19 protein-coding genes are annotated in these 12,106 nt (G+C 59.3%); 13 read left to right on the forward strand and 6 right to left on the reverse strand.

Going from position 1 to position 12,106, the window contains the following annotated elements; translation table 11 throughout:
* The first annotated feature begins 93 nt into the window (after positions 1-93).
* Both AC1DXM_RS15675 and AC1DXM_RS15680 read left to right on the forward strand, forming a co-directional pair.
* Positions 94-264 (forward strand): TetR-like C-terminal domain-containing protein, encoded by a 171-nt coding sequence (locus AC1DXM_RS15675; protein WP_477233963.1) that lies wholly within the window; start codon positions 94-96, stop codon positions 262-264.
* Positions 265-446: 182 nt separating this feature from the next.
* Positions 447-869 carry a hypothetical protein gene (locus AC1DXM_RS15680; protein WP_477233965.1) on the forward strand — a complete coding sequence of 141 codons (423 nt, stop codon included), beginning with the start codon at positions 447-449 and terminating at the stop codon, positions 867-869.
* A gap of 115 nt (positions 870-984) precedes the next feature.
* Here the strand turns inward: AC1DXM_RS15680 and AC1DXM_RS15685 are convergent, their stop codons facing one another.
* Together AC1DXM_RS15685 and AC1DXM_RS15690 are read right to left on the reverse strand one after the other, a co-directional pair.
* Entirely contained in the window at positions 985-2,007 is a 1,023-nt protein-coding gene (locus AC1DXM_RS15685) for a cation diffusion facilitator family transporter (protein WP_477233967.1), read from the reverse strand.
* Positions 2,004-2,270, reverse strand: coding sequence for a metal-sensing transcriptional repressor (locus tag AC1DXM_RS15690; protein WP_477233969.1), 267 nt, complete (start codon positions 2,268-2,270; stop codon positions 2,004-2,006). Before AC1DXM_RS15690 ends, AC1DXM_RS15685 begins: the two co-directional genes overlap by 4 nt.
* Positions 2,271-2,717: 447 nt before the next feature.
* Between AC1DXM_RS15690 and AC1DXM_RS15695 the strand changes: the two genes are divergently transcribed.
* The 6 genes from AC1DXM_RS15695 to AC1DXM_RS15720 are packed head-to-tail and all read left to right on the forward strand — an operon-like array spanning position 2,718 to position 6,935.
* A complete protein-coding gene (locus AC1DXM_RS15695) occupies positions 2,718-2,999 on the forward strand; it encodes a hypothetical protein (protein ID WP_477233971.1) in 282 nt (93 codons plus the stop codon).
* On the forward strand, positions 2,996-3,433 hold the full coding sequence (locus AC1DXM_RS15700) for a hypothetical protein (protein WP_477233973.1): 438 nt from the start codon (positions 2,996-2,998) through the stop codon (positions 3,431-3,433). Before AC1DXM_RS15695 ends, AC1DXM_RS15700 begins: the two co-directional genes overlap by 4 nt.
* Positions 3,430-3,954, forward strand: coding sequence for an MPN domain-containing protein (locus AC1DXM_RS15705; RefSeq protein ID WP_477233975.1), 525 nt, complete (start codon positions 3,430-3,432; stop codon positions 3,952-3,954). The genes AC1DXM_RS15700 and AC1DXM_RS15705 overlap by 4 nt, the downstream gene beginning before the upstream one ends.
* On the forward strand, positions 3,951-5,465 hold the full coding sequence (locus tag AC1DXM_RS15710; RefSeq protein WP_477233977.1) for a ThiF family adenylyltransferase: 1,515 nt from the start codon (positions 3,951-3,953) through the stop codon (positions 5,463-5,465). Before AC1DXM_RS15705 ends, AC1DXM_RS15710 begins: the two co-directional genes overlap by 4 nt.
* A gap of 44 nt (positions 5,466-5,509) precedes the next feature.
* Positions 5,510-5,851, forward strand: a complete 342-nt coding sequence (locus AC1DXM_RS15715; protein WP_477233979.1) for a hypothetical protein — start codon at positions 5,510-5,512, stop codon at positions 5,849-5,851.
* A complete protein-coding gene (locus AC1DXM_RS15720; protein WP_477233981.1) occupies positions 5,844-6,935 on the forward strand; it encodes a HigA family addiction module antitoxin in 1,092 nt (363 codons plus the stop codon). The genes AC1DXM_RS15715 and AC1DXM_RS15720 overlap by 8 nt, the downstream gene beginning before the upstream one ends.
* Here AC1DXM_RS15720 and AC1DXM_RS15725 read toward each other — a convergent pair.
* Positions 6,907-7,200: a hypothetical protein gene (locus AC1DXM_RS15725; RefSeq protein WP_477233983.1), complete on the reverse strand. Its 294-nt coding sequence runs from the start codon at positions 7,198-7,200 to the stop codon at positions 6,907-6,909. The genes AC1DXM_RS15720 and AC1DXM_RS15725 overlap by 29 nt on opposite strands.
* Before the next feature lie 738 nt (positions 7,201-7,938).
* On the opposite strand from AC1DXM_RS15725, the gene AC1DXM_RS15730 reads away from it, so the two are divergent.
* From AC1DXM_RS15730 to AC1DXM_RS15740, 3 genes are all read left to right on the forward strand, one after another.
* The gene (locus AC1DXM_RS15730; protein WP_477233985.1) at positions 7,939-8,121 is read left to right on the forward strand and encodes a hypothetical protein; all 183 of its coding nucleotides are present in this window, start codon (positions 7,939-7,941) and stop codon (positions 8,119-8,121) included.
* A 454-nt stretch (positions 8,122-8,575) separates the two neighbouring features.
* On the forward strand, positions 8,576-9,421 hold the full coding sequence (locus AC1DXM_RS15735) for a DUF3102 domain-containing protein (RefSeq protein WP_477233987.1): 846 nt from the start codon (positions 8,576-8,578) through the stop codon (positions 9,419-9,421).
* 9 nt (positions 9,422-9,430) lie between these two features.
* Positions 9,431-9,616 carry a hypothetical protein gene (locus AC1DXM_RS15740; RefSeq protein ID WP_477233989.1) on the forward strand — a complete coding sequence of 62 codons (186 nt, stop codon included), beginning with the start codon at positions 9,431-9,433 and terminating at the stop codon, positions 9,614-9,616.
* A gap of 35 nt (positions 9,617-9,651) precedes the next feature.
* On the opposite strand, the gene AC1DXM_RS15745 is transcribed toward AC1DXM_RS15740, so the two are convergent.
* The 3 genes from AC1DXM_RS15745 to AC1DXM_RS15755 all read right to left on the reverse strand — a co-directional run bounded on the left by AC1DXM_RS15745 (position 9,652) and on the right by AC1DXM_RS15755 (position 10,858).
* Positions 9,652-9,864 carry a hypothetical protein gene (locus AC1DXM_RS15745; RefSeq protein ID WP_477233991.1) on the reverse strand — a complete coding sequence of 71 codons (213 nt, stop codon included), beginning with the start codon at positions 9,862-9,864 and terminating at the stop codon, positions 9,652-9,654.
* Position 9,865: 1 nt separating this feature from the next.
* Positions 9,866-10,471: a DUF4145 domain-containing protein gene (locus AC1DXM_RS15750; protein ID WP_477233993.1), complete on the reverse strand. Its 606-nt coding sequence runs from the start codon at positions 10,469-10,471 to the stop codon at positions 9,866-9,868.
* Between the two features lie 105 nt (positions 10,472-10,576).
* Complete coding sequence (locus tag AC1DXM_RS15755; protein WP_477233995.1) at positions 10,577-10,858, reverse strand: hypothetical protein; 282 nt, start codon at positions 10,856-10,858, stop codon at positions 10,577-10,579.
* 170 nt (positions 10,859-11,028) lie between these two features.
* Between AC1DXM_RS15755 and AC1DXM_RS15760 the strand changes: the two genes are divergently transcribed.
* Positions 11,029-11,490 carry a hypothetical protein gene (locus AC1DXM_RS15760; RefSeq protein ID WP_477233996.1) on the forward strand — a complete coding sequence of 154 codons (462 nt, stop codon included), beginning with the start codon at positions 11,029-11,031 and terminating at the stop codon, positions 11,488-11,490.
* A 367-nt stretch (positions 11,491-11,857) separates the two neighbouring features.
* Complete coding sequence (locus AC1DXM_RS15765; RefSeq protein ID WP_477233998.1) at positions 11,858-12,043, forward strand: hypothetical protein; 186 nt, start codon at positions 11,858-11,860, stop codon at positions 12,041-12,043.
* Positions 12,044-12,106: the final 63 nt, after the last annotated feature.

Raw genomic sequence — 12,106 nt, forward strand, 5'->3', positions numbered from 1 at the left:
GGTTGGCCTTCCGGAAATATCAGACCTGCCGGAGGCGTCGGCCGCCGAGCCGTGCGAGCCGAACTCGTCGAAGCGCGGATCGGCCGAAGCGACATGCCCGCCGAATTCCCCGTCCAGTTCGTTGCCGGTGCATTTCTTGCCGTTCTCGCCTGGTGGGTCGCCACCGACATGAACCTCTCACCGACGCAAGCGGACGGCCTCTTCCAGGCCACGGCGGCAAATTGTGTCGGCGCGTGGCATATGTCAGGCTTCGTAAAACGGTGACTGGCTTTGGTGCAGCAGACGTAGCGCTGATAGCGGCCGCCAGCCGCAACCTCGCCGACCTTGCACGGGGGAAGTTGGGGCAAGGCCTTCGTTTGCGGATTCTCTGCAGCCTATTTGCGGCTGTGCTAATATATATTCTGTTCACGCACTTTCGTGCGCGATCAACATATTGGGAGGATGCGATGAAAACCATGAATCGCCGGTCTGCAATTGCTCTCGGTGTGACGGCCGCCGCGGTATCACCTTTGTTCAGCCTGGCGGCAGCTGCAAAGACCAAGAAATACGGCCCGAAAGAGGGCAAGGAGATTGCGCCCGGCGTCAGGGTGGTTGAGGTAGGCACCGGCAATTCCGACATTCCCGCCTACAAGAGCATCTCGATTGTCGACGTGGTCTTTCAGCCCGGAGCACACGCGCCTCAAACCATGATGGACAACGACATGGTGTGCACCATTACTTCCGGCGCATTCACCGTCAAAAAGGCGGACAAGGAATTCAAGCTCAAGACGGGTGACATGTATACCTGCTCCAAGGGCAAGACTGACGAGGCGACGAACACAAGTAAGGAGGTCGGCGTGCATCGCATCGCCGTCCTGATACCTGCTTAGAACGACCCGGCCGGACGATCGATTGATACGCAGATTTTCGAGCTCCACCGCTCCGAACGTTTGGCATACCATCGGGAACATCGGCTGAGGCTATAGCCGCCAACCGCCGCCACCGTCAGTGGGGGTGGCCGCGATGGTCGCCATGATCGTGATGATGATCATGCGACGAGAACCGGACATTGGCCGCCGCCAGCGCCGGCATATGCTTGAAGAGCTCGTCCTCGAGCGCCGCCGCAATCTTGTTCGCCTCGATTAGCGGCAGAGTTTCGTCGGCGGCAATGGCGATGTCTGCATGCAGTCTGTGACCAATCCAGCGGGCCTTGGCATCGACAATCCGCGCACCGGGCACGTGTTCCGCCGCGTGGCGGATTTCGGCCATCACGCCGGGCTCGATGCCGTCTAGCATGCGGGTCAGCACCGCTCGCGCCGACTGCCAGACGATGCCGAAAATGGCGATGGTGATGAGCAGTCCTATGATTGGGTCGGTGAGCGAGAAGCCAAGCCAGACACCGATGGCGCCGATAACCACGGCAAGGCTGGTGAGGCCGTCGGTGCGGGCATGATAGCCGTCGGCGATCAACGCCGTGCTATTGATCTCGCGACCGACGTGGATGCGAAACACGGCGACGGCCTCATTGCCGAGGAAGCCGATCAGGCCGGCGGCCGCGAGCCAGCCGAGATACGTCACCGCCTGCGGATGGATCAGGCGCTCGATGGCCTGATAGCCGGCGACAATGGCGCTGAACAGGATGATCAGCACGATGAGGATGCCGGCCAGGTCCTCGACGCGGCCAAGCCCGTAGGTGAAGGTTGCCGACGGCTTGCGCCGGGCCAGCATGAAGGCGATCCACAACGGGATAGCGGTGGTGGCGTCGCCGATATTGTGGATGGTGTCGGCCAGCAGCGCCACGCTGCCCGACAGGACCACCACGACCATCTGCAGCGCCGCCGTGACAGCCAGGATGATGAAAGACCATTTGATCGCCCAGATGCCGCGGTCGGTGGTAGCGATTGTCGCATCGATGACGCCGTGGGTGTGGCCATGCGGGCCGTGGTCGCGCTGATCATGGCCATGGGCTGCATGATCATGCGAGCCGAAGCCGAACCAGTCGAGAATGCGCGCGCCCGGACCGCTCATAGATACTTCGCCAGTTGCTTGAGTTCGGCTAGAGTGTCATGCGAGCCACCCTCCGCGGTATCGCTCAGGCAGTGCTCGATGTGATCGTGTATCAGCTCGCGCTTGGCGCTGCTGATGGCGCTTTCGACGGCGTGGAGCTGCTGCGCTAGGTCGACGCAGGAACGATGCGCGTCGAACATCGTCAGCACCGCCGTGAGATGGCCTTGCGCACGTTTCAGGCGTTTCACGATAGCAGGATGAGAAGAGTGGGTAGTTTCCGTCATGAGCGGTTACTATCCTCCCGGGGGGGATAGCGTCAAGCTTGTCCCAAATGGTGATCGTGCCCGCATGTAGGCCGGTGCCTCAACGCGAAGAGCTAAAGATGCCCCTTTGAAATTGCGGCTACAACCATCCGGAGAATTGTCGAGATTGCCCGGTGCCGTCCATCTTGCGCGGTGCAGGTGCGCCATCGCTCGGGAGCCTGCAGCGACTTGGCGCGGCCGGCATTCCGAAGCGCGCAGCTGGAGGTCACGCGTCATCGCGACAAAACGAGCGAAATTCGTCCATCCGAATGGAGGAGAATGTGGCGCACATTAGGTGACAAGTTTTGATAAGACGAAAAACTAAAAATGACGCTAAGTAGGAAACAAAAAAGTAGACAATGATGCGCTCCAGGCCTATAGGGGCAGCGTCGCCATGAGCGACTCACTCGGGTCGATCAGGAGGTTCCGATGGCCAAGCAGACGTTGAATGTGACGGTGACCTATCCGGCGGCGGGCAAGCCGTTCCAAGACAAGCATGCGGCGCCTGCCGAGACCTTGGCCTCGCTGAAGGCACGGGTGCTCGCGTATTTCGGGCTCAAGGAGGGCGAGGAGAGTGGCAACCAGGTCACCTATGTCTTGTTCAAGGGCAAGGTGCGCGAGGAGGACCTGTCGGTAACGCTGCAGGTCCTGGCTGGCGAGGCTAACGCGCTGTCGCTGAAGCTCAGCCAGCAGATCGTCCAGGGCGTATGAGCCAGCTGTCTAAGCTCAACCTGGACGACGATTTCAAGGAAGCCGTTGCGGCGGAGGATGCGGGATGCTGGCTTCTTGAACGCAAGGGAGATCTGGAAGTCTGGGTCACCCTGTCGCCTGAAGGGTATGAGCAAGAATCCTTCACCGCGCGCCTCGTCTGGGCCGTCTATCCTGGCGATTGGCCGCCGAGCGTTCGCTTCGTGGATCCGGCGATCGGCAGAGACGACATGCCAACCGCTTGGCCAGCCGGCGCTGGGTTTCGGCCACCCAACGACATCTGCGCCACATGGACCCTTGAGGGCTATGCGACGCATCCGGAATGGAGAACCGATTCCAGCAAACGGCTCGTAATCCGCGGGAACGCGTTGCTACTCATCCTCCGGACCCTTCAGCACGAACTGGACTGTAACTACACAGCGAGACATCGCCCATGATCGCGTTCAAGACCCCACTCCTCTGGCGGCTGCCGGCGGCTGCGCTGCAGGCGTCTATTGCCGAGATGGCGCCGGACGGCGCGCACGGTTGCGAAGGTGTCGCGCTGTGGCTCGGCCGGCGCAATGCTGGAGTGGTGACTGTTACGCATGTGATCGGTCTTCGCGGCCCCGGCGTGATCAAGCGTCCGGACCACCTCTTTATCTCGGCAGAACTGCTTGGTGACGTCACCGACACGGCGATCGAGCACGGCGTATATTTGGTGGGCCAAATCCATTCGCACCCGGGCTCCTGGGTTGACCTGTCCGAGGCCGACATGCGCTCTGGTATCCAGGCGCCGGGTTACCTTTCGGTGGTAGCGCCACACTTTGCGCGCGACCCAGCTACCACGCCGGGCCAGTGCGGGTTCCATGTTTTTGACCGTGGTCGCTGGCGGCGCCTCCCTCGTTGGGAGCGCCCGTGGCGCGTGGCCGTCGTCGGCGGCACCGCGCGGCTGATGACAGTTGGGGAGCCCGGTCGATGATCGAGGACCTTCGGTTCAGTCGCCTGCGCGCCAGCGCGGTGAAATTGGCGGACGCATCTTTCGAGCCGCAGAGGTTCCTCAAGCTGCCGGTGCTGCTGACAGGCACGGCCGACGTTCTCAAGACAGAGAACGGCGGTGAGATGGCCCGTTGCGCGCTCTTGCTGCTGATGCGCACCACGAAATCGCTCACAGTGGCGCTGCCCGAGGGCCAAGAGGCGCTTGAGCGCGAGCTTCATGACTGGGCGCAGCGGCACGCGTGGGATGAGGTCCCGCAGTTCGTGTCTCTTCCGATCGACCCAGCGCATTATGCGGCAATCCTCTCGATTGGCGGCGCCCCGCGGCCCGACCTGCCGTGGACGGTCATCACCTCGAATGGCTGGACGCTGCGGGTCACGTCGATGGCAGCGCCGGTCAGCCAGACGTGTGGCGTCTCGAACCCGGTCGGCGCCTTGGCGGCGGCCTCACTCGGGGTCGGCGAAGTATTTAAGCGGCTGCTGGAATTACGCGATGACAGGGGCCAACTCCTCAATGGTTGCGTCTTCTCGCTGTGGTCCTATGCGGAAGAAGATGCGCCTGGCCCAGCCCTGCCGGAGGTGCTCGATGTCGACCTCTTGGTGGCGGGGGCAGGCGCGATCGGCAATGGCGTGGCTCACCTGTTGTCGCGGCTTCCGCTGCGGGGTCTTTGCCGCATCCTGGATCGCCAGACCTACGGGGAGGAGAATTGGGGAACCTGCCTGCGGCTGACGAGGGCCGCCGCCAACGAACCGAAGGCTGTTTTCCTTAAAGGGCTGTTCACAGGCGATCTCGTGGCCGAACCTGTGCAGTGCAAGGCTGAAGAGCTTGAACAGGATCCGGCTTGGCGCACGCCGCCCGTCGTCCTCAGCGGCTTTGACAATGTGGAGGCGCGCCACGCGGTGCAGGACCTCTGGCCAGATCTGATAATAGACGGTGCGATTGGACAACTGCTCGAATGCCAGGTGAGTGCCCATCCCTGGTCCTCGCACGCAGCATGCATGCGATGCGTCTTCAAGACGCCGGTTGGTGAGCAGGCCGAAGTCGCGCAGCAACAAATGACAGGCCTGGCGCCCGCCACCTTGGCCGACCTAACGCGTCCTTTGTCTGAAGCGGATGTAGCAGCGGCCGCGCCGGAACGGCGCGAGTGGCTCGCCACGCTGATGGGCAAGCCGATCTGCTCCGTGCTTGAGGTGGCCGGCTCACTCTCGAGCGCCGAGATGGAATCGGGGTTCCGTCCCTCTGTGCCATTTGTGGCTACATTCAGCTCCTGCATGATGGCGACCGAGTTGGTCCGATACTTGACAACTGGCGTTGTCGGGGTCGAACCACGCTTCTTCTTCAGCGTTCTCTGGGGACCGCAATTCGGGGACTACTACCCTGAGGACCGGAACCCGAACTGTGTGTGTGTGACGCGAGCCGCCAACATCGACCGGGTCCGCGCGGCCCAATCTCGCACTCACCGAGACGCCATCGGGGTTGCCACAGAGGTCGAATAAGTGTTTCCTGACGCGTAACGATTCGGCGCGGTGGGCAGTGCACGGTGGAGATCAGCTTCTGCGACGCCCGGGTCTGTGCGATATTCAATAGCTATCGTCTGCTCTGCGACAGCTACGGCCCGGACGTTGCGCGCTCGATCGCCGTCCGCATGGGCGTGCTGTTGGCCGCGCCATCCCTGGTCGCGGTGCCGCGCAAGCCACCGATCAGCCTGAAGGCCGAAAAGGGGACCTACACCGTGAGTCTCGCCCAATCTTATAAACTCCGATTCCAGCCCTCGCGGAAGGGTGCCCGGACGTCGGCCGAACTCGAGAAAGTTAGTGCGATCGAGATACTTGGAGTGGAACGGTTGAGACGCGCTCGAGCACAGGGCGGACGCGATGTCTGAGCGCCACCAATATCGGCCCGACTACGTGGCGCCGCCAGGCGCGCTGATCCAGGACCAACTGGATACGCTCGACATTTCTGGTCGTGAACTGGCGCGTCGCTGCGGTAGGTCGCCCAAGCTGATCGCCGAGATAATCTCGGGCAAGGCGCCGATAGAACCGGAAACGGCGCTGCAGCTTGAGCGGGTTCTCGAAACTTCCGCGACCATCTGGCTGGGAATGGAGGCGAACTACCGCCTTCATCTAGCGCGTTCGAGGGAGCAGCAGACCTTAGCCGAGCACATCGGTTGGGCGAGGACCTTTCCCCTCAAGGAACTCTGCAAGCGCGGCCTCCTCAACCTTAAGGCTGACGCGGCCAGCCAGGTGCGGGAAGTGCTCAAGTTCTTCGGCTGCGGCAGCGTCGAGGCGTGCCAGGGGCGGTTCGAGGAGCTTGCGGCCGTGGCCTTCCGCCACTCACCGTCTTTCGAGAGCGACCAGGCGGCGCTGCTTGCCTGGCTCCGGATCGGCGACCTTCGCGCCGAAGAGATTCGGACGAAGGAATTTGATCGCGCTAGTTTCCTAGTAGCACTCAGGGAGATACGCGGCCTTACGTTGCACCCAATAGACGTCTTCCTCCCCGATATCCAGAAGCGCTGCGCCGACGCAGGCGTGGTGTTCGTCCTAGAGCGGGCTCTGCCCAAGGTTGCACTAAGCGGAGTCTCTAGATGGCTCTCGCCTCGGCGGGCTCTAATCCAGCAGACAGCGCGCCACCTTTCGAACGACCATTTTTGGTTCACCTTCTTCCACGAGTGTGCGCACGTGCTACTGCACAGCCGCAAGGTGATCTTCTTGGACGGCAACGGCATGTCGAACGTAGACGCTGAACTCGAGGCCGAGGCCGACGGTTGGGCATCTAACTTCATCATTCCTTCTGAGGCGCTTACCCGCTTCATTACGCGCTTCACCTACGCGGAGAGTGAAGTGCTGGAATTTGCCACCAAGCAGGGGATCGCACCCGGTATCGTCGTGGGTCAACTACAGCACAGGAAGGTGCTGCACTACGCTCAAATGAACCACCTCAAGCAACGCTATACCTGGGACGATTAGCAGGCGGTCGCGGCAAGCCTTGATCGACGCGTCCAGTGAACCCAGGTTTATGACGTTCCCTGCTGGACGGTCTCGGCCGAGAGCGAGCCTGCCGGCAGAGCGCCCCAAGCATCTTCGTCTCGGGTTTCCTGAGGTGAATCCACGCAGCCCACTCCGCCGGCTGGAGCACAACGACTCGCCGGTTGTGATAAGGCACATCCGGCCCTGGCTCAGTGGTCAGCATGGTGAACGTGGGCGGCTTGTTGCCGTCACCTTCCTTCCACAAGCCGGTGATGGCAATAAAGGAGGAGCCATTCAGCGAGAATCGATGCTTCGCCTTGGGACACTTTGTTCGCGTGAACGCCGACGCGGCCGCGAGACTGCTATAATGTGATCCCTCGAATATTCGTGGAAGAAATATTCACGTATCTCTGCGATTTCGCTAGGTCCCTCCTTCCGTTGCGAGTATAATATTGTGATCCGACCCGCTTGTCGTGACCATAGTTGCCAACATAATGATCTCGAAACACAAACCAAAGCTTGTTTGCGGATGGAGTTTCGACCAGGCATCACCAATTTGACCTCTAAGCAGGCGCTGAGCTAATTGCCTCAACCTGCTACAAGACCCGGAATTGAAGGCAAGTTCCCTCTTGTGCGTCTGCCCTTGGCAGATAACCCTTAAAACGTAGTGGCGAAGGCCGCTGGATTCGGACGATGATGATATGGCTAGGACGTGGCCGTGTCGCCCTTGAGCAAGGCAGTCGTCTTCACCAACTGTAGACTGATAGCAGGCAAATCTCCCCCGGTTGGACCAGACAGACATCTCCCGTCTTTCTCTCGAATGATTCATACAGCGCTCGTGAGCGCTTATCCTTCGTTAAGGTCCAACCGGGGGGGATAGTCCTATTCCTGATGTGCCATGGTTTCAGGTGTAAAGGACACAATTGTAACAAGAGGCACGCGCGAGACGGGCAGAGGCATAGATGACGTTCGAAGCGAGGATGGGAACGGATCCAGGTGGGGCGTGACCCTTGAGGTCTTACCCTCGGTCGGGCATCTCGTGCGGATGAACGCCTCCGAGGAGCGCTTCCGTGTCATTGAGGTCCAGCACCATATCAAACTCGACAATCATTTTGTTTTCATCCTGGTCGAACCAGCCGGCTGGTGGTCCGGCGACTGGGACGAGGCCCATAACCACTTGGCATGAAATTAAAGGGGGGCGAACGAGTCCATGGTAGGAAATAATTCCTACTTTTCTTGTCAAAGCTGGTGGAGTTCTGCTATACTGTAATCAGTGAGGACTGGTCCTCTTCACTGATCTACGACAAGCGTCAAACCGTCAGGGTTCTGCTCTGGCGGTTTTTCTTCGTCGATAAGTCATCGCTTACTTATTGGTTTTTTGACCTGCCGCGCAGGGAATCCTACGTGAGGCCCGGCTCACCTATACCTCGCCGAGATCGAACCTTGCCCCTTAAGCGGCCAGCGCGAGTCTTACCAGATGGTCGAGGCGCTCATGGCCACTCGGATTTGGCCGGCGATCGTGCGGCCGACCGAAGATTGTCAGGAGATTGTTGGTATCTTTGTCGGCGCCATTGACAAAGCGCTATAGGGTAGAGGCTGACGCCTATGTCAGCCAGCAGACCAAGGAGACCCAGGCCAGCATGACCGTCCCACAACTTGACGACGCCATCCAAGAACTCGTGTTCGAAGCTCTCGACGCTATCGCAGTCCCCGACACCGAGCCGGCCACGCTTCCGGTTGTCGTCCAACCCGCGCTTGAAGGTGAGGTGATCGTGCCGGCGACCGCTGCCGAACTCGCCGAAGCTGCCGACCGTATCCACAAACTAGTTGCCGGTATCGGTGGCAGCATGTTTGAGATCGGCGAGGAACTGGTCGCGATCAAGGCTAAGCTCGATCATGGCGAGTTTGGCAAATGGGTTAAAGTCTCTCTCAACATCGACGAGAGGACGGCGCAACGCTACATGAGCGTTGTCGAGAAGTTCGACGGTGGCAAATACGACACAGTGTCGGTTTTGCCGATAACCGTCATCCAGAAGCTCGCAGCCCCGACCGTGTCGGACGTGCTTCGCGACCAGGTGCTCGCTGAGATAAATGCAGGCAACACGCCGGCACCAAAAGATATCTTGTCCCGGATCGCCGACGCCAAGGACAAGCAGGACAAAAAAAGGGCCGAGGCGCACGAGGTCGCGCGGAAAACCGAAGGCAAGACGCCAGAGCAAACGGCTAAGATCAAGGCGAAGCTAAGCGTTGATAGGGCAGCCCAGGCCGCGTTCGTTGCGGCTGGCAGGGCAAAGCTCGAACAAGAACGGAGAGACTGTGAGCAGGCCGCAGTCGACGCTGTTGCGCTCTTGCAGCAGCGCCTGGGAGCCGATTTTGCTAAGTTCCGTAAACTTCTCGGCACTGCCGGCTACGAGTTCAACCATGCTATGAACAAAGCGGCGAGCGTAAAGGCCGAGAATGTCGCCCTTGTGAGTGAGGCGGCGTGATCCATATCTTTGAGCTCGAAAACCGCCTATGGGCGTGTCAAGGCTTCCTGGCAACAAGTCGGGCGCATGATCGTCGTGCGCTACGTCGAGCGCGAAAAGAGGACCCAGGCAAGTGAGGCGGATGCGGCAAACGCGTTTGCCGCCCGAAACATTGCGCAAGGCTGGATCGCAGCCGACATGCGGGAAGCCGAGTAGCCCGCCGACTGTCGATGACAAGCGAAAGGCGCGGATCACAGCGCGTCTTTTTCGTCCGTCGCGCTGCTTTTCGCTTCATCAAGCCTAGCGACTAGCTCCCTAAGCATGTCAATCAGCAGGGTAATCGCGCGTCGAGTTGATAATCGGTCCTCAGCGCTGAGGCTCTTCGTTGCAAGATCAAGCCAATGAAGTCGGATCGATTCATTAAGTGTTTCAATCTGATCCTTTAGGCGGGTGATGTTTTGCATGTCATGCCTTTCTCTGCCCTGCGGCGATCTGTTTGGCTTTCACGGCTGCCAGCTTGGCAGGACGAACGAACAGCCGGTCCAGGAGATCGGCAGTAAGGTCCTCTAGAGCTTCGGCCTCGGCGGCGGTGTATGGGTCAACCTCATGCGCCGCGTCATTGCCGTCCAAGGCTGCCACATCGGCGAGCTCGACAATTTCCTCGTCAAGTATCTTGAGGTCACCAAGCGCCCTAAGGCGGCTTCTAAGAGCATCTGCAGGGTTACGGCCGGCGAGCCGTGCGTCCGTCGCATACAAGTGTTTGCTTGCGACATCGATCGTCTTGCGGAAGATCGCGCCGGCTGCCTCGTATCGACGGGCTCGCCGGCTTATTGCAGCTTCGCGAAATAACTGGGCTACACGGTCGGGAACATCGGTCGACAGCGGCGGAGGCGCGAATTCAGTCACGAGAGGATTGCGATCATAGTGTCTGCTGGCGTCTAGAGCCCCCGCCTGCTCAGCCGGATTGTTTTGGGGCTGCCCTTGATAGATGCTCCCCCGTTTGCACGATTGGCAGGCAACAAAAACGTCAGCATTGAGGCTGTCATACTGCATGTAGCCGCGAGCTATCATTTGAACGCTCTTTACGCCGCAGCGAACACAATCACGAATCAAGAAACCCACTGTCCCCCCACATTCCCAAAAAGCCAAGCGGCTCGCCGGCCGAAATGCCCCGTGTCAGTCGTCGTTCTTTGCGCAGTAGCCGCAATCCATGGCGCTTTCCTCAACAACCATCTTGATCGCTGCCATGAACTCCTTGTGATCAGAGTTGATCTTGCCATCACGAACTTTTGCCGCCCCTATCCGATAGGCGTCCTCCAACGAAGCGCTATCCATTTGGTCGATGAAGACATCATCGTGGATCGGGCACGTTGACAGCGCCCCCGCTGTGACCGCAACGCGGCGAGCCTGTGCATAAACACCTTCCATCCTCAGCATATCGTCTTTTGCGCCACCCACGGTGAGTCCTCCTAAATTGTGACCGAACCGGTCTATATACAATGTGATCGTCTAAAATCGAAATCCGACATCGCTTTGGTTGTCGCTGCACAGCCAAGGGCCGCAGCCTGGAGCGCCACGCGACCTTTTCGACTAAGGTATCCGCGAATCACTCGTGTTGGGCGCCTGAAATGAGCGACACTCCCGAAACATCGGAACCTCCGGCGGGCATGGATTGGGAGACATACTATGCTCACCGGAATCGATTAGACGAAATCCGTGTTCAGCAATCATCAGCGTTTGACAAGTCAATATTGACTCTGTCGTCTGGTGGTTTGGCATTTTCTCTTGTCGTGTTGCAGAGCATACATGATCCGAAAAACATTGTTGCTAATCAATTTCTGGTCTGGTCATGGATACTGTTTGTTGCTGCAATTCTCATGAATGTTCTATCTTACTATGTTAGTTCGAAGGCTGCTGAAGTGGCAATAGCGCATATGGACAGGCGTATGAAGGAGCAAGACTGGGAGGGGACGGATTCTAATTTTCGCGACAAATTGACGAGGATATTGAATTCTGCATCTGGTATTTTGTTCGCCACGGGAGCAGTTTGTCTTCTGGTGTTCGCTTATCAAAATGGAATAGGGCCTTGAGATGTCCAAGCCGACAGTGAATCCTTTCGCGACAGCCACTATCTCTAATTCAGAAATATCGACACACGGCGCACTCATGCCCAGTCAACCCGTATCGCGACCATCAGCGCCGGTCGCAGGAAGCCCGGCCGCTGCGAGCCCAGCGGTTGCAAGCCCGGCGCCCGCTGCGCCGGTTTCCTCTCCCGTTACGGCAACGCCGACTACGACAGGGAAATAAGATATGAGCTTGCCACCACGTCCCGCTTCTCCGCCACCCAGGCCCACGCCAGCGCCTTCGCCAAGGCCGGGGACAGGAACGCCAATAGGGCCGCCGCCGCAGCCTCGACCGACAAAACGGTGAAGTGCCATAAGACGAAGGATCGTTCCGATGAAGAAAATGTTCATGGTAGACCCGAAAGCCGGCATCGTGGTAGATCCGAAAGCAGGCAACCTCGTCGAGGCCACGCCACCACCCCCCAGCAACCATCAGCAAATTGGCACAGTCATGTCGACGCCGCCTGTTCGAAAACCGACGATAATGCCGTCGACAAAGAATGGCCGTAACCCGATTTAGGCACCGATCACAGGCCACCTAAAAAGGTGACCTAGAATGCGCTACACCAAGAAATTGAATTCG

It is taken from the genome of Mesorhizobium sp. P3_A2, assembly GCF_056403115.1.

What these genes read in the sequence shown, in the direction of transcription:
- AC1DXM_RS15695 (WP_477233971.1), top strand. Translation starts at nt 2,718, where the DNA reads ATGGCCAAGCAGACGTTGAATGTGACGGTGACCTATCCGGCGGCGGGC.
- AC1DXM_RS15750 (WP_477233993.1), bottom strand. Translation starts at nt 10,471, where the DNA reads ATGATAGCTCGCGGCTACATGCAGTATGACAGCCTCAATGCTGACGTT.
- AC1DXM_RS15765 (WP_477233998.1), top strand. Translation starts at nt 11,858, where the DNA reads ATGAAGAAAATGTTCATGGTAGACCCGAAAGCCGGCATCGTGGTAGAT.
- AC1DXM_RS15745 (WP_477233991.1), bottom strand. Translation starts at nt 9,864, where the DNA reads ATGCAAAACATCACCCGCCTAAAGGATCAGATTGAAACACTTAATGAA.
- AC1DXM_RS15685 (WP_477233967.1), bottom strand. Translation starts at nt 2,007, where the DNA reads ATGAGCGGTCCGGGCGCGCGCATTCTCGACTGGTTCGGCTTCGGCTCG.
- AC1DXM_RS15690 (WP_477233969.1), bottom strand. Translation starts at nt 2,270, where the DNA reads ATGACGGAAACTACCCACTCTTCTCATCCTGCTATCGTGAAACGCCTG.
- AC1DXM_RS15710 (WP_477233977.1), top strand. Translation starts at nt 3,951, where the DNA reads ATGATCGAGGACCTTCGGTTCAGTCGCCTGCGCGCCAGCGCGGTGAAA.
- AC1DXM_RS15720 (WP_477233981.1), top strand. Translation starts at nt 5,844, where the DNA reads ATGTCTGAGCGCCACCAATATCGGCCCGACTACGTGGCGCCGCCAGGC.
- AC1DXM_RS15675 (WP_477233963.1), top strand. Translation starts at nt 94, where the DNA reads ATGCCCGCCGAATTCCCCGTCCAGTTCGTTGCCGGTGCATTTCTTGCC.
- AC1DXM_RS15700 (WP_477233973.1), top strand. Translation starts at nt 2,996, where the DNA reads ATGAGCCAGCTGTCTAAGCTCAACCTGGACGACGATTTCAAGGAAGCC.
- AC1DXM_RS15760 (WP_477233996.1), top strand. Translation starts at nt 11,029, where the DNA reads ATGAGCGACACTCCCGAAACATCGGAACCTCCGGCGGGCATGGATTGG.
- AC1DXM_RS15705 (WP_477233975.1), top strand. Translation starts at nt 3,430, where the DNA reads ATGATCGCGTTCAAGACCCCACTCCTCTGGCGGCTGCCGGCGGCTGCG.
- AC1DXM_RS15680 (WP_477233965.1), top strand. Translation starts at nt 447, where the DNA reads ATGAAAACCATGAATCGCCGGTCTGCAATTGCTCTCGGTGTGACGGCC.
- AC1DXM_RS15735 (WP_477233987.1), top strand. Translation starts at nt 8,576, where the DNA reads ATGACCGTCCCACAACTTGACGACGCCATCCAAGAACTCGTGTTCGAA.